The 22,755-nt window shown below is 32.0% G+C and carries 23 protein-coding genes and 1 pseudogene; 21 read left to right on the forward strand and 3 right to left on the reverse strand.

The window, feature by feature from the left end; genetic code table 11:
• Positions 1 to 50: 50 nt before the first annotated feature.
• Positions 51 to 437 carry a Co2+/Mg2+ efflux facilitator ApaG/CorD gene (gene apaG / locus JJC03_RS07210; RefSeq protein ID WP_088399856.1) on the forward strand — a complete coding sequence of 129 codons (387 nt, stop codon included), beginning with the start codon at positions 51 to 53 and terminating at the stop codon, positions 435 to 437.
• A gap of 122 nt (positions 438 to 559) precedes the next feature.
• A pseudogene (gene pruA / locus JJC03_RS07215) lies at positions 560 to 2,184 on the forward strand (L-glutamate gamma-semialdehyde dehydrogenase).
• Positions 2,185 to 2,330: 146 nt separating this feature from the next.
• On the opposite strand, the gene rsmG reads toward pruA, so the two are convergent.
• Entirely contained in the window at positions 2,331 to 2,951 is a 621-nt protein-coding gene (gene rsmG / locus JJC03_RS07220) for a 16S rRNA (guanine(527)-N(7))-methyltransferase RsmG (RefSeq protein WP_088399860.1), read from the reverse strand.
• A gap of 108 nt (positions 2,952 to 3,059) precedes the next feature.
• On the opposite strand from rsmG, the gene JJC03_RS07225 reads away from it, so the two are divergent.
• Together JJC03_RS07225 and JJC03_RS07230 are read left to right on the forward strand one after the other, a co-directional pair.
• The gene (locus JJC03_RS07225) at positions 3,060 to 4,154 is read left to right on the forward strand and encodes a fatty acid desaturase family protein (RefSeq protein ID WP_088399862.1); all 1,095 of its coding nucleotides are present in this window, start codon (positions 3,060 to 3,062) and stop codon (positions 4,152 to 4,154) included.
• A gap of 21 nt (positions 4,155 to 4,175) precedes the next feature.
• Positions 4,176 to 5,363, forward strand: coding sequence for a pyridoxal phosphate-dependent aminotransferase (locus JJC03_RS07230; protein WP_088399864.1), 1,188 nt, complete (start codon positions 4,176 to 4,178; stop codon positions 5,361 to 5,363).
• A 472-nt stretch (positions 5,364 to 5,835) separates the two neighbouring features.
• Here the strand turns inward: JJC03_RS07230 and JJC03_RS07235 are convergent, their stop codons facing one another.
• Complete coding sequence (locus JJC03_RS07235) at positions 5,836 to 6,852, reverse strand: helix-turn-helix transcriptional regulator (RefSeq protein ID WP_088399866.1); 1,017 nt, start codon at positions 6,850 to 6,852, stop codon at positions 5,836 to 5,838.
• A gap of 34 nt (positions 6,853 to 6,886) precedes the next feature.
• Positions 6,887 to 7,495 (reverse strand): HD domain-containing protein, encoded by a 609-nt coding sequence (locus JJC03_RS07240; protein WP_235874237.1) that lies wholly within the window; start codon positions 7,493 to 7,495, stop codon positions 6,887 to 6,889.
• A 117-nt stretch (positions 7,496 to 7,612) separates the two neighbouring features.
• Here JJC03_RS07240 and JJC03_RS07245 point away from each other — a divergent pair, with 117 nt between their 5' ends.
• The 17 genes from JJC03_RS07245 (at position 7,613) to JJC03_RS17585 (ending at position 22,695) form a co-directional block, all read left to right on the forward strand.
• A complete protein-coding gene (locus JJC03_RS07245) occupies positions 7,613 to 9,130 on the forward strand; it encodes a TROVE domain-containing protein (RefSeq protein ID WP_235874238.1) in 1,518 nt (505 codons plus the stop codon).
• Positions 9,131 to 10,115: 985 nt separating this feature from the next.
• Complete coding sequence (locus tag JJC03_RS07250) at positions 10,116 to 10,367, forward strand: phosphate ABC transporter substrate-binding protein (RefSeq protein ID WP_088444756.1); 252 nt, start codon at positions 10,116 to 10,118, stop codon at positions 10,365 to 10,367.
• 353 nt (positions 10,368 to 10,720) lie between these two features.
• Positions 10,721 to 11,074, forward strand: a complete 354-nt coding sequence (locus JJC03_RS07255; RefSeq protein ID WP_235874239.1) for a hypothetical protein — start codon at positions 10,721 to 10,723, stop codon at positions 11,072 to 11,074.
• The gene (locus JJC03_RS07260; RefSeq protein ID WP_235874240.1) at positions 11,071 to 11,448 is read left to right on the forward strand and encodes a hypothetical protein; all 378 of its coding nucleotides are present in this window, start codon (positions 11,071 to 11,073) and stop codon (positions 11,446 to 11,448) included. Before JJC03_RS07255 ends, JJC03_RS07260 begins: the two co-directional genes overlap by 4 nt.
• A gap of 55 nt (positions 11,449 to 11,503) precedes the next feature.
• Positions 11,504 to 11,950: a hypothetical protein gene (locus tag JJC03_RS07265; protein ID WP_235874241.1), complete on the forward strand. Its 447-nt coding sequence runs from the start codon at positions 11,504 to 11,506 to the stop codon at positions 11,948 to 11,950.
• 152 nt (positions 11,951 to 12,102) lie between these two features.
• Positions 12,103 to 12,273 carry a hypothetical protein gene (locus JJC03_RS07270; RefSeq protein ID WP_235874242.1) on the forward strand — a complete coding sequence of 57 codons (171 nt, stop codon included), beginning with the start codon at positions 12,103 to 12,105 and terminating at the stop codon, positions 12,271 to 12,273.
• 110 nt (positions 12,274 to 12,383) lie between these two features.
• The gene (locus JJC03_RS07275; RefSeq protein WP_165624339.1) at positions 12,384 to 12,998 is read left to right on the forward strand and encodes a conflict system bpX4 domain-containing protein; all 615 of its coding nucleotides are present in this window, start codon (positions 12,384 to 12,386) and stop codon (positions 12,996 to 12,998) included.
• 2 nt (positions 12,999 to 13,000) lie between these two features.
• The gene (locus JJC03_RS07280) at positions 13,001 to 14,140 is read left to right on the forward strand and encodes an AAA family ATPase (RefSeq protein ID WP_235874243.1); all 1,140 of its coding nucleotides are present in this window, start codon (positions 13,001 to 13,003) and stop codon (positions 14,138 to 14,140) included.
• 20 nt (positions 14,141 to 14,160) lie between these two features.
• Positions 14,161 to 14,871, forward strand: a complete 711-nt coding sequence (locus JJC03_RS07285) for a hypothetical protein (protein ID WP_235874244.1) — start codon at positions 14,161 to 14,163, stop codon at positions 14,869 to 14,871.
• A complete protein-coding gene (locus JJC03_RS07290) occupies positions 14,861 to 15,319 on the forward strand; it encodes a hypothetical protein (protein WP_235874245.1) in 459 nt (152 codons plus the stop codon). The genes JJC03_RS07285 and JJC03_RS07290 overlap by 11 nt, the downstream gene beginning before the upstream one ends.
• Positions 15,279 to 16,418, forward strand: coding sequence for a hypothetical protein (locus JJC03_RS07295; protein WP_235874246.1), 1,140 nt, complete (start codon positions 15,279 to 15,281; stop codon positions 16,416 to 16,418). The genes JJC03_RS07290 and JJC03_RS07295 overlap by 41 nt, the downstream gene beginning before the upstream one ends.
• Complete coding sequence (locus JJC03_RS07300) at positions 16,391 to 17,281, forward strand: hypothetical protein (RefSeq protein WP_235874247.1); 891 nt, start codon at positions 16,391 to 16,393, stop codon at positions 17,279 to 17,281. Before JJC03_RS07295 ends, JJC03_RS07300 begins: the two co-directional genes overlap by 28 nt.
• A complete protein-coding gene (locus tag JJC03_RS07305) occupies positions 17,271 to 17,699 on the forward strand; it encodes a bpX3 domain-containing protein (RefSeq protein WP_235874248.1) in 429 nt (142 codons plus the stop codon). The genes JJC03_RS07300 and JJC03_RS07305 overlap by 11 nt, the downstream gene beginning before the upstream one ends.
• Before the next feature lie 32 nt (positions 17,700 to 17,731).
• Positions 17,732 to 18,370 carry a hypothetical protein gene (locus JJC03_RS07310; protein ID WP_235874249.1) on the forward strand — a complete coding sequence of 213 codons (639 nt, stop codon included), beginning with the start codon at positions 17,732 to 17,734 and terminating at the stop codon, positions 18,368 to 18,370.
• A 2-nt stretch (positions 18,371 to 18,372) separates the two neighbouring features.
• Positions 18,373 to 19,044 (forward strand): soluble NSF attachment family protein, encoded by a 672-nt coding sequence (locus JJC03_RS07315; RefSeq protein ID WP_235874250.1) that lies wholly within the window; start codon positions 18,373 to 18,375, stop codon positions 19,042 to 19,044.
• 84 nt (positions 19,045 to 19,128) lie between these two features.
• Positions 19,129 to 20,154, forward strand: a complete 1,026-nt coding sequence (locus JJC03_RS07320) for an RNA ligase (protein ID WP_235874251.1) — start codon at positions 19,129 to 19,131, stop codon at positions 20,152 to 20,154.
• 24 nt (positions 20,155 to 20,178) lie between these two features.
• Entirely contained in the window at positions 20,179 to 22,695 is a 2,517-nt protein-coding gene (locus JJC03_RS17585; protein ID WP_258932545.1) for a hypothetical protein, read from the forward strand.
• The last annotated feature ends 60 nt before the right edge of the window (positions 22,696 to 22,755 follow it).

Below are 22,755 nucleotides of genomic sequence, written 5' to 3' on the forward strand. Positions count from 1 at the left end.
AAAAGATATTTTTATTTTTTGTTAAATTTGTACTTACAACAGAAGGTAAAATGGTTACTCAAGTTACAAAAGGAATCAAAATTTCAGTGCAGACAATTTTTGAAGGAACTTACTTTAAAAATCAGTCTGTGCATTTTGCATTTTCATATCATATTACCATTGAAAATCATAGTAAAGATCAGGTGCAGCTTTTATCGCGTCATTGGGATATATATGATGCGCTCAATTATCAAGAAACAGTTGAGGGAGAGGGAGTTGTTGGAGAAAAGCCCATTTTAAAATCAGGGGAGGTATATACCTATAGTTCAGGGTGTTTACTTTCTTCTCCTCATGGTAGTATGACAGGATATTTTACAATGATTAATTTTGCTACTACTAAAAAATTTGATGTTGCAATACCTATTTTCTATTTAAATGCCCCTTTTGCACTTAGTTAGGTATTTGCTATTTATTTTATGAAAATCAAAAACTTTCTTAGACAATCCCTTTTTTAGAAAGGCATTTTGTACTTTTGTTAGAGTTAAATAAAATGAACGTATAATTTAAATATAACAATACAATGCTTAAAGGATTTTTTAACGTACCAAAAGCGGTTAATGAACCAGTAAAATCGTACGCTCCAAATTCTCCAGAAAGAGCAGCTGTGTTAGCTGCTTATCAAGAAATGTGGAATTCAAAAGTAGATGTTCCTCTATATATCGGTAGCGAAGAAATTCGTACAGGTAACACACGTACTATGTCTGCGCCACACGATCATCAACATGTGGTAGGAACCTACCATTTAGCTGAAAAGGTGCATGTAGAACAAGCTATTGCAAATGCTTTAGAAAGCCGCACAAAATGGGCTAACATGGCATGGGAACAAAGAGCCGCTATCTTTTTAAAAGCAGCAGAATTAATTGCAGGTCCTTACCGTGCTAAAATTAATGCTGCTACTATGATTGCACAATCTAAAACAATTCATCAAGCTGAAATTGACGCGGCATGTGAATTAATAGATTTCCTACGTTATAACGTAGAGTTTATGACGCAAATTTATCAAGATCAACCGGCATCTGATTCTTCTGTATGGAATAGAGTAGAGTACCGTCCGCTAGAAGGTTTTGTATATGCCATTACACCATTTAACTTTACAGCTATTGCTGCTAACTTACCTGCAAGTGCTGCTTTAATGGGGAATGTGGTGGTTTGGAAACCATCTGATAGTCAGGTTTTTTCAGCTAAAGTAATTATTGATGTTTTCAAAGAAGCAGGCGTTCCTGATGGAGTAATTAATGTGGTCTTTGGTGATCCTGTAATGGTAACGGATACCGTGTTAGCTTCACCTGATTTTGCAGGTATTCATTACACAGGTTCTACTTTTATTTTTAAAGAGTTGTGGAAAAAAATAGGTGAAAATATCCATACATACAAAACATATCCAAGAATTGTAGGAGAAACAGGGGGAAAGATTTCGTTTTAGTACACCCAACGGCTAATGTAAAACAAGTAGTTGCTAACACATTACGTGGTGCCTTTGAGTTCCAAGGACAAAAATGTTCAGCGGCTTCAAGAGCTTATTTTCCAGCTTCTTTATGGCCTGCTATAAAAGAGGAAATGGCTAAAGAATTAGCTACTTTTAAACAAGGTTCTCCAGAAGACTTCTCAAACTTTGTGACAGCAGTAATTCACGAAGGTTCTTTTGATAAACTAGCTAGGTATATTGATCAAGCTAAAGCAGATACTGACGCAGAAATTATTTTTGGTGGTGGTTATGACAAGTCAAAAGGTTACTTTGTAGAACCAACGGTTATCTTGACAACGAACCCTAAGTATGCTACAATGGAAACAGAATTATTCGGTCCTGTATTAACGGTTTATGTATATGAAGATAAAGATTGGGCAACTACATTAAAGTTAGTAGATGCTACTTCAGAATATGCTTTAACAGGAGCCGTATTTAGTGGATGCCGTTATGCAATAGAAGAGGCAACAGTTGCTTTACAAAATTGTGCAGGGAACTTCTATATTAACGATAAGCCTACAGGTGCAGTGGTAGGGATGCAACCATTTGGTGGAGCTAGAGCTTCAGGAACTAACGATAAAGCAGGTTCTGCACAAAACTTATTACGTTGGGTTTCACCAAGAACGATTAAAGAAACGTTTGTAACTCCAGTAGATTATAGATATCCTTTCTTAGGGTAATACAATAAAAAGAGGGTGTCCTAAAAGTAAAAAGTAACGTATCGTTTCTCTCTCTAACGTAAAGAGGAGTCTCATAATCCGTATTATGCGGTTGTTGCCTCAGTTAAAAAATGATAAACATACTGACTTTTAGGACAGTCTCTCCTTTATAAAGGTAAGTACACTACTTTTTTTGTTTCAAAAAAATCTTCGGTAAAAAAATCCGCTATATTGTATAGAATGGCTTCAGGGTAATCTTTTAATTCTTCGCTTAAATCACCTCCTTTTAAATAAAGAATGCCATTATTTCTTTCAGGATGTTTATGACTTTTCATTGTTTTCCCTTTTACCCATTCTACAAAATCAGGCATGTTAGTTACCGCACGACTTACGATGAAATCAAATTTTTCATTTACAGTATGTGCACGTTTTTGTTCGGCTTTTAAATTCGTAAGACCTATTCCTTCTGCTACAGCATTTACTACTTTTATTTTTTTAGCAATAACATCTATTAGATAAAATTGTGTTTCAGGAAATAAAATGGCTAAAGGGATTCCAGGAAAACCACCTCCTGTTCCAACATCCATTACCGTACTTCCTGGTTTGAATTCCTGTATTTTAGCTATAGCCATAGAATGCAAAATATGTTTTTCATACAGTTCATCAATATCTTTCCTTGATATAACATTAATTTTAGCATTCCAGTCCTTGTATAATGCTTCTAATTCCTTGAATTGTTTGATTTGTAACTCAGATAAGTTAGGGAAATACCTAAGGATTTGCTCCATCTTTATTTTTTTTTGACAAAATTAAACAATTTAATCTTTAAAAATTATCCCTTTTCGTTACCAATTCAATTTATTAATAATTAAATTTGAGCACATTTATTAATAATTATGCAAACAAAAGAGCCAATTTTCTCTAGAACGGATTCGATGAAGTTCTTTAGAACCTTAAACACAAGAGTGAATAACTATTTTAAGGAAAATAATATACAAAAAACGGGAAACTGGAAACTATATCTAAAAACGATTGTAATGTTTTCTATTTTCCTTACACCTTACTTCTTCCTAATCGGTATGGAAATGCCGTTTTGGGCATACCTATTGTTAAACGTTGTTATTGGAATAGGAATGGCTGGTGTAGGGATGAATGTAATGCACGATGGTAACCATGGATCATATTCTTCAAAACAGTGGTTAAATAAAATTATGGGAGGAAGTATTTATATACTAGCTGGAAACGTATACAATTGGCAAGTACAACACAATGTATTACATCATACTTATACTAATATCCCAGGGCATGATGAAGATTTAGAAGCAGGACGTATTTTGCGTTTTAGTAAACAAGCAAAATGGCATCGTTTTCATAAATTTCAACATTATTATTCTATTTTTTTATACGGTTTATTAACCTTTAACTGGGCTATTACAACTGATTTTCTTCAAATGAAACGTTATTTAAAACGTAAATTATCGTATGGAGAATTTATTAATCCTGCTATTCGTTGGACTACCTTAATCATAACAAAAATTATTTATTTTTCTATTTGGTTAGTGGTTCCAATCGTTTTAGGAATTACTTGGTGGAAAGTCGTTTTAGGTTTTGTTGTAATGCACTATACAGCAGGATTAATCTTAAGTGTAATTTTTCAATTAGCACACGTGATAGAAGATACTGAAACCCCTGTGCCTAATGTAGAAGGAGAAATGGAAAATACTTGGGCTATTCATCAGTTGTTTACTACCGTAAATTTTGCTCCTAAAAATTGGTTAATCAATTGGTATACTGGAGGATTAAATCATCAAATAGAACATCATATTTTTCCTAATATTAGTCATATTCATTACGGTAAAATAGCTGAAATCGTAAAACAAACAGCTAAAGAATGCAACCTGCCTTATCATGAATATAAAACTACTAGAGCAGCTATAGTTTCTCATTTTAGACATTTAAGAGAGTTAGGACAAAAACCACAATTAGCATAAAACAACACATATATAGTTACCATGAACCATATCTTATCAGATAGAATTAATAGCCTAGCCGTTTCACAAACGTTGGCTATGGCAGCTTTAGCAAGAGAATTAAAAGCACAAGGGAAAGACATCATCAGTTTAAGTTTAGGAGAGCCTGATTTTAATACGCCTGACTTTATAAAAGAAGCCGCTAAACAAGCTATTGATGATAATTATTCAGCTTATCCGCCAGTAGAAGGATATTTAGATTTAAAAGAAGCAATCTGCGCTAAGTTTAAAAGAGATAATAATTTAAATTATACTCCAGCTCAAATTGTAGTTTCTACAGGAGCTAAACAATCCTTATATAATATTGCACAAGTCATGTTAAATGATGGTGATGAGGTAATTTTGCCAGCACCTTACTGGGTTTCTTATTTTGAAATCATAAAACTATCTGGAGGAGTACCAGTAGAAGTGCCTACATCTGTAGAGTCTAATTTTAAAATTACTCCAGATCAATTAGAAGCTGCTATTACACCTAAGACTAAAATGATGTGGTTTAGTTCTCCTTGTAATCCTTCGGGCTCTGTTTATAGTCAAGAAGAATTAGTCGCTCTAGCAGAAGTGTTAAAAAAACACCCAAATATTTATGTGGTTTCAGACGAAATCTATGAGCATATTAATTATACTGGCGACTATTGTAGCATCGGTTCAATTGCAGGTATGGAAAATAATGTAATTACGGTAAATGGTGTGGCAAAAGCATTTGCTATGACAGGATGGCGAATAGGTTATATAGGAGCACCAGAATTTATTGCAAAAGCATGTACAAAAATGCAAGGTCAGGTAACCAGTGGGGCTAATACTATTGCACAACGCGCTACTAAAGCAGCTGTAGAAGCTAATCCATCAGCTATTAAATATATGGTAGATTCATTTAAGAACCGCAGAGGTATTGTATATCAATTATTATCTGAAATTCCAGGTTTTAAATTAACCATGCCAGAAGGAGCTTTTTATTTCTTTCCAGATGTTTCTGCTTATTTTGGAAAAACTTTAAGAGGAAAAGAAATTAAAGACGCTAATGATTTTGCCATGTATCTTTTAGCCGAAGCAAATGTGGCAACAGTTACAGGTGACGCTTTTGGTAACCCAAATTGTATTCGATTATCTTATGCAACCAGCGAAGAACTATTAAGAGAAGCAATGAAACGTATTAAAGAAGCTTTAGTTTAAAAAAACTTACTAAAATTCTATAAACGAGGCTGTCCAAAAAGTCCGCAATCTTGTCATTTGACTTCGTCCAGTCGCTTTGCTCTAGTCGACCAAAGGGAGACCTGAGAGCTCTGCTTGAACAGGCAAAGCAAATTGCATAGCACTGATTATGAGATTCCTCCTTACGTAGGAGTGACAAACTGTGTGTTGATTTTTTACTTTTAGGACAGCCTCTATATTTTGCCATAAAGAAGAAAGAGCAAAAAGATAAAAATGTACAGAAGTTTTTTCCTATATCTAGAACAAAAAATAGAGTACTCTTTTAGATTTAAAGTCATTTTATCTATGATAAATCTGATATAGACCACTGCTTAATTATTCTAATCAAGATCTTTACAAACTTTAGGAGTTGTAATGATGCGATATCAATCCTAATATAAATAGTAGAATGAACTAAGAAAATAGTTGTGGAAAGATACATGAATCATCATTTTTAAATGCTTTGATAGTTTTTTAAAGCTTTTTCTAAAAGGTATTGCATTCTTTTGCGTAAATGTTCTGGTTTTAAAATTTCAATACCATTTCCAAAACCTAAAATGATGCGTTCAAATTCAAAGTTTTCTATTAAAAATAAGTGTATAATAGCACTTCCATCTTGATTTCTTTGTATCAAAGATTGCGATTGATGCAATGGTTTAGTCATGACATAAGGGGCGTGTTCAGCGTTTACTTTCAATTCTATTTTTTGCGGTTGTAATCCGTTATTTACTGTAACTCCTACCGTATATTTATAATAAGCATCAGCATTAAACTCTTCGTCTAAATAAGGTGTTTGAAAATCATAATCAATTGAAATAATTCGATCTAATGCTAAATTGGTAATAGGTTGGCTTTCTTTCTTTTTTCCAATAACAAACCAGCGATTGTTATATTCTTTGAGTATAAAAGGATGAAACAAAAAATTATTTTCATTTCTTGATTTAAATGATTTGTAACAGATTTTTAAAACTACTTTTTTAACAATGGCTTGATAAATTTCATCTAAAAAATGCAACCCTTTTAAATTTTCATTTTTATCTAAATGAATGATGGGTTGTGTATGCGTTTTTTCGGCATAGATTTTATCTTCCAAACGTTGTAAAATATCCGAAACATCATTAAAAAGGGAGAAATCTTTAAATTGTTTTAACATCGAAACCGTTTCTGTTAATACATTAATATCGGTTTCAGTTAACGGAATATCGGTGATAGAAAAGTCTTCTTCAGTATAATGATAGTATTTTTTATCATAAACCTCAATGGGAGCATTATAGCCTAGTTTATCACTGCGCATCATTTGGATATCTAACTGTACCGTTCGTTTACTTACAGAGGTTTCTTTACCTTCATATTCGTATAAAGCATTTGAGCATGCTTCTATTAAATCGTCTAAGGTCCATTGACGGTATTTGTTTTGTAAACATTTATCAATCGTTTTATAGCGGATAAGTGCGTTTTTATTTTGAGCCATTTTATTTTAGTGTTCAGTTTTTAGTGTTCCGTAATCAAAGTAGTGCTATTTCTTTTAGAATATTTTCTCTCGCTTGGTTTTCAAACAAATCCCTAAAAATAGAAGTTTGGTAAATAACTTCTTTTTCTAAAAAATGCTGTAATGCTTTTTTTCTACCTGGATTATACATGAAGTTGGGATACATTCGATATTCTTTTCTGATTTGTTTATAATACATTTCATAAATTTCCCAATTCTTGCCTAGGATTTGTAAATCAAAATCAACCAACCATTTTTCATCATTCGTTTTCGCTTCATGACTTTTAGTGCATAAAATCAAATCATAAATGATTTTAGTATTAATTTGGGTAGCTTTTTGTAATGCTGCTACTGCAAGTTCGGCACTTTTTAATTCATTGTTTTTACTTGTGCTTACATAAATGACATCGTGATAATAAATGGCTAAAAGTACTTCAACTGGATTTTCTAATTGTTTTTTATAGTCCGACCAACTCTTTATCATTGCTTCAATATGAAACCAATTATGATAGTAGCGATTTTTTTTAGAATAGTTTTTATGAAGTAATTCCCATTTTATATTGGTTTCTATATCGCTAAAGCCAAGTGTAGAAAGGGTTTCTAAAAATAATTTCTGGTGATTCATCAGAATAGTTTTTCGTAAAAATAAAAAGAATTATTTTCTACGCAAAATAATTACGTAGTGTGTTTTGAATCTTTGTCTTGTCAATGAGTGACACGTTAATCTAAAATTATAGAAACCATGAAATTTAATTTTCTTAACAAACAGACAAAAGTGACTTCTAATTATGAAGGAGCAAAAGCCTATAAAATGAATCCTGAAATGGAATTATATACAGCCGTGGTAACTACAGGATTAAATGATGTTACTTATGAAAAAAGCAATGATCGCTTACAACGTATTCAACAATTGATAACTAAGTGTAATCCAGAATTTACAGCAAAATTAGCCATTTATGTTCGTAACCAAATGTATATGCGTTCTATACCAATGGTGCTTACTGTAGAATTAGCAAAGCAGTCACAAGGGACTAGTATTGTGAAAAATACAGTGCAAGGTGTGGTAAAACGTGCTGATGAAATCACAGAACTATTGGCATATTACCAAATGGCAAATGAACGTAAGGGTACCAAAAAGTTGAATCGTTTGTCTAAACAAATTCAAAAAGGTTTGGCGGAATCATTCAATACTTTTGATGAATATCAATTTGCTAAATATAACCGAAGCGGTGAAGTAAAATTGCGTGATGCATTATTTTTAGTACATCCCAAAGCAAAAGATGAAAGCCAACAAGCAATCTTTGATAAAATTGCCTCTGATACTCTTGAAACACCTTATACTTGGGAAACAGAATTATCAGAATTAGGTAAACAAAAATATGAAAGCGACCAAGCAAAAAAAGAAGCTGTTAAGCAAAAATGGGAAGAATTGATTGATAGTAACCGTTTAGGTTATATGGCAACGATGCGTAACTTGAGAAATATAGTACAAGCTGAAGTATCTTTTGAGTATATAGATAAAGCATGCAAATATTTATCTAACGAAAAAGCGATTGCCAATTCGAAGCAATTGCCTTTTAGATTTTTAGCGGCATATCGTGAAATCAAAGAGCTGAAATCAAAATTTACGGCTATGATTCTTGAAGCTCTTGAAGAAGCAGTAATTCTAAGTTCTAAAAACATCAAAGGTTTTGATGGTACTACTTCCGTAGTAATTGCTTGTGACGTTTCGGGATCAATGCAACAACCTATTTCAGCTAAAAGTAAAGTATTGCTTTATGATATAGGTTTGATGTTGGGTATGCTAATGCAATCGAGATGTAAGAATGTGGTTAGCGGTATGTTTGGTGATAAATGGAAAATTATCAATATGTCACCACGAAATGTATTGGCGAATGTTCAAGAATTTTACCGTAGAGAAGGTGAGGTGGGATATTCTACTAATGGTTATCTAGTTATCGAAGATTTGATACAGCGTAAAGAAATTGTAGATAAAGTAATGTTGTTTACGGATGTTCAAATGTGGAATAGTAACCAAACACAGCATACATTTGAAAACTCTTGGAATCGTTACAAACAAATAGCGCCAAAAGCTAAATTGTATTTGTTCGACTTGGCAGGTTATGGTCAAGTGCCATTAGATATCAAACGAAATGATGTTCATTTGATAGCGGGTTGGTCAGATAAAATATTTGACGTTCTTGATGCTATTGAAAATGGTGAAAATGCATTAACAAGAATTAAAGAAATAACACTTTAATTTAGAAATATAATAGCCCTGTCTTTTGCAGGCAGGGCATTAAAGAAAAACAAGTGTCGTAGATAAGTGTTACTTCGCTGTTAACGACGTGGTCGCGGGTTCGAATCCCGTCTCTTCCGCAAAAGAATAAGTATTTGGGAGAGTAGCTCAGTGGTAGAGCACGATATATTTCATTTATCGATTTTTACCTTGTTTTTATACCAACGAAAAATAATTGCGTAGTAAAAAAATAAATTTGTCAAGAAAATATAAAATGCCGTTTTAAAAGTGTTCCATCGTTCCAAGATAGTGAAATAGAAATATTTAAAACACTTTTAGTCCATTGCTTTTATATATACAAAGAGTGCCGTTGTAAAAAGTTACTTCGATTCCAACAAAGCCCAACTTTTTATAGTAATCGCCTCTTTTTTAAACAATGAAAAATAATTGCGTAGTGATAAAATAAATTTGTTCCTTGAAAAAGCTAAAAATATTTAAAAAGAAAAGATGTCGTAAAGAAGAGATACTTCGAAAATTAGTAAGAACCGTAGGTTCGATTCCTACACTTGTTTAAGTTATCAGGGATAATACTCAAGATAGCTCAATGGTAAGAGCACTCCTGGACTTTTCTTGCTTTTTACTCTTAGGTTTTTAAAAATAAAACAATCAAGTGCCGTAAAAGAGAGTTACTTCGCCTTTCCCGCTAGAGATATAAGTAAAACCTTATATAGATTGAGAAATCTATTAGTTTAATAAAAATACTATTATAGTCTCTCTTTGCATTTTGCCTTGATTTAAAAATAAATATTCAAGTGTCGTAAAAAGAATTGCTTCGATTTAGGTTCCGGTATTTCAGGTTCGAGTCCTGACTCCGAGAGGAGTAGTGTAATGGTAACACCCTGTATAAGTTTCTTTTTGACTGTAACCTTGATTTTAAAAATAAAACAATATGATAAAACACACCCTAAAAGACACGTTCTATTAAGTTTAACTTAATAGAAAACGTATGAAAAATTGTAAAAAACTAAAAGATGCTTTTGGTTTAAATGAATTAGGAATTATAGCTATTCCAAAAAAAATGTCGGGTACTGGTTTTTCAAGAATTTTATATGGAAATTTTATGGGATGTTCCAGATGTTTTCCACACGGGTATGAAACCATTAATTCAAAGGAAAATAAGTACCAACGCAATTGGAAAAAATACAGAAAAACACAATGGAAAACTAGTGTCGTAAAAAAGTCATACATCGCTGGTTAATTTTGGTTCGAGTCCAAACTCTTGAAAAAGAGAAAATGACTTTTTGCTTATTACCTAGTAAACATTGGTTGTTGTAAATTAAAAACAATCAAGTGTCGTAAAGAAGAGTTACTTCGTACTATAACGGCCCTAAGGTTGCGTAGTTCGGGCGACCGAATGAGCGAAGTTGGGTTAAAAACCAACAGGGTAAAAGTTTTCGCAAGAAAATGGAAGTCTCTCGTAGATGTAGAATTACCGGTTCACTGTCCGTACAACGGATAAGAACGGCTGCTCTTTTAAGAGCAATAGCTCTTCTTGCTTTTTACCTTGATTGTTTTAATAAATTACTTAAAAAGTGTTTAAAAATTAGTTTGATGAATAGCTTAAATTATCAAATTTTTGGTTCACAAGATTCACAAGATGTAGATGTGGTTTTCTTTATCGATAAAATGCCTGAAACCATTCAGGAAAAATTGAATTTATCAAAAGAATACAGTGCAATTTTACAACCCGAATTTCCAACAAAAAATATTAATCCTAATTTGGCTGTTCTAGAAAATGGTATAGTCAAACACGTTTATAAAGGCACGGTCGACGAATTGAATAATGCGTTATACTATACCTATGGTTTACATAATCAAAAGTTTGATAACCAAATTATAAAATCTTTACCAAGAGATATTGATTTGAAGTTCTTAAGAAGCAGCCGAATAATCCTTTCTTTTTGAGCAAAACAAAATATAGAACAAGTATAAAAGACGCACTGCGAAATAATTTGCATCACAAAATTCAAGTTCTGAAAGAGATTGATTTGGCAACTTTAGCCAATTTTGGAAAGTCAAAAAATGAGATAACTATTCTCAAAAGTATTGCTTTTCAAATAGGGCAAAGTATGGCACTTCATAATGGTAAGGAATGCTATACCAAAAGTCAAATTGCCGACTGTTTTCCTGAATTAAGAAGTTACCTCGTAAGGGAAATCAATTCTGATTTGAGTAATTTGCAATTTTGGTTAATTAAGTATGTAGAAATACTTGAAATTAGAGCCACAAAAATGAACTATTTAGAGGAGTATGAGTATATAAATACTTACGTAAAATAATCGCATACTTAATATTAAACGTTGTTTTTTCTAATTTTTTTAATTAAGATATTAAATGAAAACAGATTTTCCTTATCCTTATTATATTTATGGTTCATCCGATTCTACTGATACTGATGTTGTCATAGTGATATCTAAAAATGAAATGCCAGCAACCCAAGAACAGCGTAAAAATTTTGTTCTAGATTTGAAAAATATATACGAGTTTAATTGGAATGCGACCTTGGCAGTTATTGAAAATGGAATGATGATTGATACTATTTATACAAAATCTTGGATCGATTCACTTAATAATGCGTTACTAAAAACATACTGCCATCATAGTCAGGTATATCCTTTACTGATAAATCATAAGATAAAACGGAATAAAGTATTGGCTATTTATAAAGCTGTTCGAACAGTTTTAACTATGTTAACACGTACTAGCTATAGATCTGAAATTCGTCCCATTTTAAAAGGAATCCATGATTTCAATTTAAAAGTAGAAGTGTTAAAAAAATAGACTTTGAAAATATTGAAACATTCAATCAAAAAAATACTTCGGATGCAGATGTTTGGAAGATTATTGCTTTTTATGTAGGACAGAACATCGCTTTAATTAAAGAGGATGAAGAAATATACACTAAAGCCGATTTAATAGTAAAATTTCCTGAAATGCTTCCTTTTGTGTACAGACAAAATATAACCATTGCTGATAAAATAATTTTGCAAAGATTTATAAGTCAATGGATAGCTTTGATTCAAAATTTTGGTGTTTTTAAATCAGAAAATGGTTTTTTGTATTGTAATGATGAATATGCGGATATGCTAAATGAAAAGTATTGATTTTTACTTACGCAAAATAATTACGTACTTATTTTTGAATCTTTGTTTAGAAAAAAAACTCTATAAATGATTAGAGTTATAAAATATATTTGCATTATTGATAGTTACTAATGAAAAATAATTTTTTAAACACCCTATATCACCTTAGAACAGTAGAGCATCTTATTCTTTACGAAGAAATTTTTAAAATTCCTTCTGAGGATTGTGATGAAGTGATTGATTTTTTAGAAGATGAATACCATCGAGAATCAATAGATTATCCCTATCAAGTGCCACCTTTTGACAAAGAAGCAGCATTATGGGCCGCAAAAACGGTATATCTAACCACACAATTTTTACTTTGTAGAGCGAATACTATTGACCAACTTAAAAATTCCTGGATAGGGTTCGATAAAAAAATAACTCCTGGAGCTATGCTTTCGGCTGATTTATGTCTGCGCTTTTTACCTCAATTATTTTTAAAGTTGGAAGAAATTGATAGCGGTGATATATTGGTTGATTTATTAAAAATAGAATTGCAAAAATTCTATTATTCATCTGTTGGTTTTAGAATAGAGAATCTAAAAATTGAACCCCAGTTACTCGATGATCCCTGTATGAAACAAATGTTGCTAGATCGCATTTATGAACGAAATGACAGTACACTCGGTCGACATAGTTTATTTAAAGAAGGATTAGAAGAGAATTTTGGAGATTATAAAGAAAAATTTTGGAAAGAATTATAAGAATGAAAAATGTTGAAAATTTAAATAATGTATTACTACAAGTAAAAAAAGTATTTGTAGGTAAAAATGAGATCGTTGACTTATTAGGAATTGCGCTTGTGGCGCGAGAAAATGCTTTTCTTTTTGGTCCTCCAGGCACAGCAAAAAGTGCTATAGTACGCGAACTTTCAAACCGTATTAGCGGAGGTAAAAATTTTGAATATTTACTAACACGTTTTACAGAACCCAATGAGATATTTGGACCATTTGATATTAGAAAATTAAAAGAAGGCGAGTTAATGACCAATACTGAAGGTATGTTACCAGAAGCTTCGGTTGTTTTTTTAGATGAAATATTCAATGCAAACTCAGCGATATTAAATAGTTTACTGATGGCATTGAATGAAAAAATCTTCAAACGAGGTAAAGAAACAAAAAAACTCCCAGCCTTAATGTTTGTGGGAGCCAGTAATGCTTTGCCCGAAGATGAAGCATTAGCTGCCTTATTAGACCGTTTCTTAATTCGGGTTAAATGCGATTATGTAAATCCAGATTTACTATTAGAAGTATTATTAGCGGGTTGGAATCAGCAAAATCAAAATGTAAGCGAAAAAGTAACTATTTCGGTCGATACCATACAAGAATTACAAGCACTATGTAAGCAAGTAGATCTTACAGGGATTAGACAAGCTTTTATTGAAGTGATTCACGTGTTACGTAACACAGGCATCAAAGTATCCGATCGTAGAGCAGTTAAATTGCAAAACTTAATTGCTGCAAGTGCGGTTTTATGTGGCAGAGATAAGGCCATAATTTCTGATTTATGGGTTTTAAAGTTTATTTGGGATAATGAAGAACAAATCGAATTATTAGAAACGATAGTTAAGGAAACTTTAGAAAAAAATAAAAACGAAAGTGAGACTTTAATAAATCACCCCCAAGCCTTTCAAAATCATATAGCTAATGCTGAAGAATTAATGAAAGATCTAGTTTCATTAAAGCAAAAATGGGAATCAAAAGCCGTAAACTTAAATGAGCAAAGTGTACTAAAAGACAAGCTTAGATACTTGCAAACCAGATGCGATTGGGTTAAAAATGATGAACAAAAAGAGTATTTATTAAACGAAGTAAATTCCATTTGGAAACTCGTTTTAGAAAACTAACGGAAAAGGAAGACCAGAATATGAATTGGTTAATCGAAATAGAAAATAATTACATAGATTCCATTTATAACCTCCGTGGGTGGGAGGAAATTACTATTGCTTTTGCCTCAGAAAGTGTATTTTTAAAAGGATTTACTTTTGACCAAATAAATAGTCCTCAAATTGCAAAAAATCCATTCGTGGTGATTTGGGAAATCAAAGATGGTTTCTTATTCAAAAAAAATGCGCTACTTCCACAAAAAAAGTGGGTAGATATATTTCAATGGCAACCTATTCAAACAGGACTTAGTATAACATTACCTAAACTAAATTTCAATTTTTTTGGTATTCAAGACAAAATCATTCCAAATCTAGTGCCTTCAAAAGAAGTACGCGAACCTTTAGTCTTAAAAGTACCTATACAGTTACTAGAAGACTATATTACAAAGGCCTCTTTGGTACGTTTACAACGATTAAGTTGGGTAATTATAGAAAAAGAAGCTTTTATTTTTGGTGAACCTTTGTTGCCTATACAAGGACAAACCTACTGGATAACCCATAGTTTTGTGATACCCACAGGCTATGAATTACCCCATAATTTTATAGTTAAACCACTACAACAGAAGATTAATCCGGCACAGGATAACTTTTACGTGCTTGATCAAGGATCAAGTTTTATAAAAATAGAAAAAGGCAATTTGAGACCACTTTCAATAAGCTCCTTTAGATTGACAGTACAAAATGGAAAATGAAGCATTAAAATATTTAAATATTTATGAACATAATTTTTGGAATATCAGTGAAGAAAATTATACTGATCCACCCCAATATGTGTTTGAGTTAACAAACCAAGTGACAATTGCCTATCATAACTATATCAAAGAAGTTATTGAATTTATTGCAGATTCTGGTTGTCCTTCTTTAGGAGCATTGCTTCTCGTGATAATTGCTACTAATCCAGACTGTAAAGATGATATTGAATTTGTTAAAAATAATTTCCAAGAAAACAAACAAAGATTTGTTTTGAAAGAAGACTTTTTCCGCTATCAATCGGCGATTGATTTTTTATATCTTTTAAAATCATTACCTGAAGAATACAAACAGGGTGAAAATAGAAAATTATTGATAAGACGTTTATTCCAAAACGGGCATAATACTATTGGAGGGAAGAAAGCAAAAAAAAGTACTTCAGGATTTTGAGATATCTTTAGATAAATTAACTTCAACCGAAAAAGAACGTTTTAATAAGGCTGTTTTTATAAACGACTTTAGAACAATAGCCTTATTAAAAAAAGCGTTTCCGTTAAAAGAATCCATTATCAACGCTTTTCATAATGTTACTGATGTAAACTTTCAATCCTCTTTAAAAGAAGAGCTGGTAGCTAATGAAAAAGAAACTTCCTTGCTTGGTGCTAATTTTGATACCATTCTAATAAATGATGCAGCGACTTTTCATATAGGTAGTTTAATTAAAAACATTTGGGCAGGTTTGTCTGTCCCTATGCATCATAATTTTGCAGGACTTCAGCCTTTAGGAGGGGTTACTGATTTGACCAATAAAGGAGATTTTGACAAGCTTCTAATCTCTGAATTTGCTTATGATGATGATATTTTTATGTCGCGTTTGGCAAACAATGAAGCGTTATTTATAGAAAGGGAAATTCCGCCACAAAAAAATACTTTTGTTCGCTATATTCTTTTGGACACTTCCATATACAACTGGGGGATTCCTAAAAAAATTGCGTTTGCCTTAGCACTAGCGATTGCAAAACATCCTAAAAGTGATGTGTCAACCAAAATAATTTTAGTAGGGGAAAAGGCAGAAGAAATGGCTTTTGCCTCGGTTACAGATATTATTACGGCAACTAAAAATATTTCTGGAAAATTAGATTGTGCATCGGGTATCGTTTCTTTTTTCAACGAAAACACTATAGTTCCTAATCAAGCGGAAGTATTTTTTATAGCATCAGAATCTGTTTTTGGTATAGAAAAGTTTCAAAAAGTGATGTACGACCATTTTAACCAAATTAATTATGCTTTTTCAATTTCGTTAGAAGGTTTTGTACAGGTTTTTAAACATCAAACAAAAGCAAAAATCTGTTTGCAAACCATTAGTTTACCCCTTGAAGACTTGTGGAAAAAGAACAACACAAACAAGAAATACCCAACTTTTCAAGCGATGGGAATTCTCCTGTTTTATATCACGTTGTTCCTGAATTTAATAAAATGTTTGTGTTCGAAAACGATTTTTATTTCGTTAAAAACTTCTGTTTGTTTAAATTCCATAAACCCGATTTAAAAAAAGGGGTAGCGTTAGTTTTTGCAAATTTGCCAGTAACAAGTGGTCAATTCTTTCTTAAAAAAAATAATAAAGGTCATTTGGTTTTAACTTGTAAAAGTGAAAAAAACATACTATATAGAGCTAATATTACAACTAAAGAATTTGGTAGATTAGATAGAGAGATAGAATTTCCTAGTGATGTCATAGAAGATAATAACCAAACTTTCTTACAACTCCAAAAAAGCGGTTATTTAAAAATAACGGTAAAACAAACTTTAGATAGTGCTTTTATTGTAGAAAATTCATTATTTATCAATGGATTCGAATTTGATAATTTTTATTTTAAAAGAGATGGTTTTGCTCATCGTGGTTTGGATAAATTCACTAGAAATAACAGAGTTCAATTCAGTCAAAAAGCCAATTTATATTTTAAAAAAAATAGGAGTGGAGCTAATCTTGAGATAATAAAATGTATAACCACTAATTCTAATAAAACACTTAAAGAAGCGACTAGTATAATTAACACCTCTGGTGGACTAATTCTTGAAGATGTATATTTAGTAGAAGTAGAAGCATTAAAGAAAAAGTTAGAAGACTTAGGTGCGGTGTGTTATTTTAAAATTTCTAGTTTATATACTGCCGATGGTAGAAGAATTACCATTGATAACGGAACTTTAAAATTAGAAGACGGCTCTACTAATCTATGTATTTATATACCTTTTTTATTGAAAAGTCACACCGTGGCAGCTACTCACGAGTATTATGCTGGTAATGATTTTTATATCCCTGAGAATTCCAATCTAAAAAAAATTACAGAAGAAGAATTCAAAACTAGATTTTTAAATTTATTCATTCATAAATCCATACCCAATGCAACTTAAATTAGAACTTTCATCACAAAGCAATTATCCTATACAAGGACTACTAGTGCGTGGCGAAACCGTTTCGCAATGGCTCGTTGCATTTGATCAGTTAGGGATACAGGAACAAAACCTACGTTTTTATGCCATTCCTAGTCGGGAGGCTAATGTGCTTTATGGCTGTTTAGTTATAGGAAATATAACCGAAAAAATGAAAGACAATTTAGGAGTGCACCAATTGTTACAAGGTATCGAGAATACACTTTTTATACCTGAGTTTACAACTGTGTCACCTACTATGTCACAGACCGATTTTTCAACATTATTTGAAGAAGGCATTTTTCTGATGCATCCAGAAGTTGGCTTTTACCAACTTGAAGCGCCTATCGACTGGAGTGTACTACTTGATTTTTTTTTACAGAAAAAGAAGTTACCGTAGTTACTCCCTTCAAACAGGTGTATATTCCTTCGATGATTAGAAGCATTTTTGTTGAAAAAAAGGAGGAAGACATCGAAAAGAAAATGCTCGAAATGATTCAGGGCGATGGAGCCACCGCCGAGGATTCCCCTTTTAATTTAGATAAGTTAATGAAAGGGAATGCAAAAGAAATGGATAAGTTTCTAGCTTGTTTGGAGAAAAACCCAGACCTAGCTTTAAAATTTGCCTTGCCTTTAGATACCATAGGAAGCTCCCGTGGGAATTTACTCGGGAAATATGAGTTTAGAGGTTCAAACGTTATATCTAACCTTGGTAAAGGTTTAAGCGAAGAAATTGGAAAAATAGGAACTAAAATAAAAGGAATAAATTCTATTTCAGGAATTTTCATAGCTATTTTTATTAGTTGTTTACTGATGTCGATGTCGAAAGGAATGATAGGAAGCCTTGTTTCTGGTTTAGCTTTTGTAGTAGTCTTAGTAGTTCTATTATTTTTACTTTCATTTCTATTTTTACGATCTTCTGAAAATTTTTCGGGATATAGTTCAGGTAATGGAGGTTCGTCAGTACTCTTAGAAAATAAAAAATTTGAAGCCCTTAGAAAGCAATATGAAAAACTAGCTGAAGACTATATTCAAAAGGGCAATATCATAAAGCTAGTCATATTTATTTAAAATTGCTAAAAGATACTAACAAGGCAGGAAAAGCATTAGAAACAGGTAAATTTTATAATGATGCGGCAAGCATTTATGAAAAAGAAAATTATTTACGAATAGAAGCAGCTCGTTGTTATGAATTAGGTCATTCCTATCAAAAAGCTATTGCGATTTACCAAACCTATAAAAATTATGAAGAAAAAATTGCCGATTTATATCGTTTATTAGCCAATGAAGAAGAAGCATTGAAATATTATACCATTGCTTTAGACAGACTTAAATCTGAACATAAATATGTACAAGCCTCTGATTTATTAATCTATAAATTAGATCGGTTCGAAGAAGGACAAAAGTGGCTTCTTGAAGGTTGGCATAACAGTAAACACAAACATCAGTGTTTAACTAAATATATCAACAATATAGAAGAAGATGAATCTAAAATTATAGCTATTCATTCACTCTATACAAATGTAGTTACTGATGCAAATTCAAATCAATTTCTTGATGTTTTAAAAACGCTTTTTAATTCTGTTCCCAATTTACAAAATTGTATTACTCCTTTAGCTTTTGAAGTTATTACCAATAGGATGGAAAAACATCCTAGTATAATTAATACATTAGTGCACTTTGTTCCTGAAAATTATTTATTAAGGGATGATATAAGTATATATAACCTTAAGAAAAAAAGATAGTTAAAGTATGTTTTTTTAATTCTTTTTAATTTACGCAAAATAACTGCGCACTGCCTTTAAACCTTTGCAGCAAAGAAATTAAAAATGGATTTACAACTTTTACAGCAAATGATTGCGCAAGACTACATTAAGGTCAATAAACACCCTAATGCCGAATTGTATATCTATAATTACACCCAATTTACCCAATTTGATCGTATTTGGAATGAAGTTACTTTAGCTTGTAGAGGATTAATTTTAGATGATGAACAGAAAATTATAGCAAGACCTTTCCCGAAGTTTTTCAATTTAGGCGAACCAGAAGCCAAAGAATTGCCTGCTTCATCGTTTCAAGTTTTTGACAAATTGGATGGATCGTTAGGGATTTTATACTGGTTAGAGGATAAACCTTTTATAGCGAGTCGGGGTTCGTTTTCGAGCGAGCAATCAGATAAAGCCAACGAATTGTTGTATAAAAAGTATGGGGATGTGATTCCGTATCTTAATCCGAGTAATACCTATTTATTTGAAATCATTTACCCTGAAAATAGGGTAGTGGTCGATTATGGAAACGAAGAGAAATTGGTACTTATCGGCATTATAGAAACAAAAACAGGAATCGAATTGCCTCTTGTCGATATAGGTTTTCCATTAGTGAAAGAGTATAATCATTTTTCTAAAATTGAAGAGTTAACGCAACAGCAATGGGATAATCACGAAGGTTTTGTGATTCGTTTTGAAAATGGATTTAGAGTGAAAGTTAAATTTGAAGAATATGTGCGTTTGCACCGAATTCTAACCCAATTTTCCACGGTAGATATTTGGGAATGTGTATCGGGTGAGTCTTCTTTACAGGTATTGCTAGAGAATGTACCCGATGAGTTTTTTGAATGGGTTAAAAAAGTGGAATCTGATTTAAAAAAGCAATTCCAAGCAATTGAGGAAGATTGTAAGAATTATTATAAAGTACTAGAAACCAGAAAAGAGACTGCTTTTTATTTTTTAGCACATCCACATAAAGATGTTTTGTTTAATATGCTAAACGAAAAGGATTATACTAAAACCATTTGGAGAAAAATAAAACCTAAATTTGAAAAGCCATTCGGCACCTGTCAGGTTTCCAAAACCTGACAGGAATAAAGAAAATAAATAAAAATGATACTAAAAATAAAATCTGAAAATCCGTATTTACTGGATATTCTGCATAAAAACCCCAACACAGATTTTGGGTTATATGCCAAAAATTTAAAAAATGGTGTAGTCATAGGTAATTGTGTTTCACCAAATGAGTATGAAATCACTTTTCAAGACAGTAAATACAGTTATTTGCCTGAAGATAGTAATGCTATCGATTTTCAAAGTTATGTGAGTCCGTTAGTGGTGCTACATATCAGCAATGATTTTTTGGGTACTTTGTTAAAACCTCGTGAGGACTATTTTTCTAGTTCAATTAAATGGTTAGCTAAAAGCTATCAAGAAATAGATAATCAGTCTTGTACGATTGACGTATTATCCTTTTACATCAATTCCAGTTGGATCAAAGGGAATGAGTTTTTACTCTCTCGTTATTTTCCAAAGGTTAGTGTCCAACATAAAGTAGGGCGAAATTACCATTTGACCATTGAGGGTAAAACCGTTTTTGAAGCAGTGAATTTGCTCAATTTGATTTCGGTCTTTGTGCATATTACCAACAATTATGGACCATTCACTTTTATTGATGATAGTTTTGCTGAAAAATATACCCGATTATTAACCAATCTTGAGGAGGTTCCTTATTTTGTGTTCTATCTGTATATTAAAAAAGCCATCAAAACACATAAACAGTTTGAGTTGTTAAAGCCAAAGTTGGAAGACTATTTTGCCAAACAAGGAATTGTAGCCAATTTTAGTTATGGTTTCAACCATCAGGAACGAGTGAATTATATTGCTGACAAACTCAGTTTGACCAATGAGATTTTGGATGTGGGCTGTGGCGAATTTATCTATTTTAGAAAATTGGTAAAAATGGGGTATGAAATGCCGTATTATGCTATCGATGAAGAGGAGAAATTCGAGGCTTTGGGTGAACAAATACAACAAAAATTAAATGTCGATAATTTATGTTTTTTCAATTCGTTGGAAGCTTTTGATGGTGTGTACCAACAACAAAAATTAGATATTTTATTGACTGAGGTAATTGAACATAATTCGGAAGAAGAGGCTAAACTTTTAATTGAAAAGCTGCTAAAGTATAACTTTAACCAAATTGTCATAACTACACCAAATAAAGACTTTAATAAGTATTATTTTGAGGATGAAGACAGTAAGCGACACGACGATCACGATTTTGAAATGACTGGAAATGAATTCCACCAATTTATGTATCAGTTTCAGAATGATACCTTCGAATTGGTGTTTGACCAAATAGGGGATTCATTAGATAACGTGTCACCAACACAAGTTTGTATCATCACTAAAAAGAACAGTATGATTAATTTACCTATAGAAGAAGTAACCAAAATAAAATATCGAATTGACAAATTTTGTGAATTCAAAATCAACGCCTTTTCACCTACCATTTCACCAGCACCCAAATCGTTGGAACGTAATGAAATTGAAAGTATCGAAAAAGGCATCGAATATTACATCAGTAAAGGAATTACTAAGTTGGTTTTTCAAAAGAAATATATGGGGTCGTATTGCGATATTTATCTGAATAAAAATTTAGAAGAAAGCTATTTGGTTAGCCGTAACGGTTATAAAATAGCTTCGTTAGATAAAGACCAAGTAATCAAAAAGTTGAAAATAATTCACGAGAAGTTTGATTGGCAAAATGAAAATTTGGAATTAGTTATTATTCAAAGTGAGTTATTACCCTGGAACGCTTTAGGAAAAGGACTTGTCGAAAATGATTTCAAAGGCTATTTAGACGCCCATCAAACACATTTTGACCATTTAAAACAATCTAGTTTGTATGCTAAAATCGAAAAGGTAAAGCAATCAGAAGCTTATCAAAACTATCAAAGTGATCAAAAAACGCTTTCAAATTCCGATTTTAAGAAAAAATACGCCAGTCATATCATTCGTCAATACGATGCTATAGAAGCATTTAAGCTAAAGGATTTTACAATTTACGAAAAAGGCTTAACCGATTATCGTTCACAAATTGAGCATTTTGGTCGCGAGGGTGAAATCGAATTCAAACCCTTCAATATTTTGAAGAAAGTATTTTCTGATGGTACAGAAGTAATACCTAATGATAATACGTCTTTCAGTTGGGTAAATGACGATGAAATGTTAGTACTCGATTTTACGGATGAAAGTACTAGAAATGAAACGATACATAAAGTTTATCAATGGTTTGAAAGCCTTACCAGCGAAATGGAAGAAGGCATTATGATCAAACCTGTACAAAGTTTTATTGCTAATATGCCACCTGCGTTTAAGGTTCGAAACAATCATTATTTAACGATGATCTACGGTATAGATTTTATGGAAAATTTCAAGCCAAATATTGGAAAACGAAAAATAGATTCCAAATTAAAATGCTCGATCAATGATTGGATGATTAATTGGAAATTGATACAAATTCCGTATCAAGAAATCCATTCCGAAAATTACAAGCTCAAGAATTTGGTTTTAGACCGAATTTTAGGAGAAAGCATTGAAAATAAGTTGGATATGAGGTTGTAGTTATACCTGACAGGTTTTATAAACCTGTCAGGTATAAACAATCTTAAATAAATTTTTAAA

It is taken from the genome of Flavobacterium oreochromis, from assembly GCF_019565455.1.
Classification (GTDB): Bacteria; Bacteroidota; Bacteroidia; order Flavobacteriales; family Flavobacteriaceae; genus Flavobacterium; species Flavobacterium oreochromis.

What these genes read in the sequence shown, in the direction of transcription:
- apaG (WP_088399856.1), top strand. Translation starts at nt 51, where the DNA reads ATGGTTACTCAAGTTACAAAAGGAATCAAAATTTCAGTGCAGACAATT.
- rsmG (WP_088399860.1), bottom strand. Translation starts at nt 2,951, where the DNA reads ATGGAGCAAATCCTTAGGTATTTCCCTAACTTATCTGAGTTACAAATC.
- JJC03_RS07225 (WP_088399862.1), top strand. Translation starts at nt 3,060, where the DNA reads ATGCAAACAAAAGAGCCAATTTTCTCTAGAACGGATTCGATGAAGTTC.
- JJC03_RS07230 (WP_088399864.1), top strand. Translation starts at nt 4,176, where the DNA reads ATGAACCATATCTTATCAGATAGAATTAATAGCCTAGCCGTTTCACAA.
- JJC03_RS07235 (WP_088399866.1), bottom strand. Translation starts at nt 6,852, where the DNA reads ATGGCTCAAAATAAAAACGCACTTATCCGCTATAAAACGATTGATAAA.
- JJC03_RS07240 (WP_235874237.1), bottom strand. Translation starts at nt 7,495, where the DNA reads ATGAATCACCAGAAATTATTTTTAGAAACCCTTTCTACACTTGGCTTT.
- JJC03_RS07245 (WP_235874238.1), top strand. Translation starts at nt 7,613, where the DNA reads ATGAAATTTAATTTTCTTAACAAACAGACAAAAGTGACTTCTAATTAT.
- JJC03_RS07250 (WP_088444756.1), top strand. Translation starts at nt 10,116, where the DNA reads ATGAAAAATTGTAAAAAACTAAAAGATGCTTTTGGTTTAAATGAATTA.
- JJC03_RS07255 (WP_235874239.1), top strand. Translation starts at nt 10,721, where the DNA reads ATGAATAGCTTAAATTATCAAATTTTTGGTTCACAAGATTCACAAGAT.
- JJC03_RS07265 (WP_235874241.1), top strand. Translation starts at nt 11,504, where the DNA reads ATGAAAACAGATTTTCCTTATCCTTATTATATTTATGGTTCATCCGAT.
- JJC03_RS07270 (WP_235874242.1), top strand. Translation starts at nt 12,103, where the DNA reads ATGCTTCCTTTTGTGTACAGACAAAATATAACCATTGCTGATAAAATA.
- JJC03_RS07275 (WP_165624339.1), top strand. Translation starts at nt 12,384, where the DNA reads ATGAAAAATAATTTTTTAAACACCCTATATCACCTTAGAACAGTAGAG.
- JJC03_RS07280 (WP_235874243.1), top strand. Translation starts at nt 13,001, where the DNA reads ATGAAAAATGTTGAAAATTTAAATAATGTATTACTACAAGTAAAAAAA.
- JJC03_RS07285 (WP_235874244.1), top strand. Translation starts at nt 14,161, where the DNA reads ATGAATTGGTTAATCGAAATAGAAAATAATTACATAGATTCCATTTAT.
- JJC03_RS07290 (WP_235874245.1), top strand. Translation starts at nt 14,861, where the DNA reads ATGGAAAATGAAGCATTAAAATATTTAAATATTTATGAACATAATTTT.
- JJC03_RS07305 (WP_235874248.1), top strand. Translation starts at nt 17,271, where the DNA reads ATGCAACTTAAATTAGAACTTTCATCACAAAGCAATTATCCTATACAA.
- JJC03_RS07310 (WP_235874249.1), top strand. Translation starts at nt 17,732, where the DNA reads ATGATTAGAAGCATTTTTGTTGAAAAAAAGGAGGAAGACATCGAAAAG.
- JJC03_RS07320 (WP_235874251.1), top strand. Translation starts at nt 19,129, where the DNA reads ATGGATTTACAACTTTTACAGCAAATGATTGCGCAAGACTACATTAAG.
- JJC03_RS17585 (WP_258932545.1), top strand. Translation starts at nt 20,179, where the DNA reads ATGATACTAAAAATAAAATCTGAAAATCCGTATTTACTGGATATTCTG.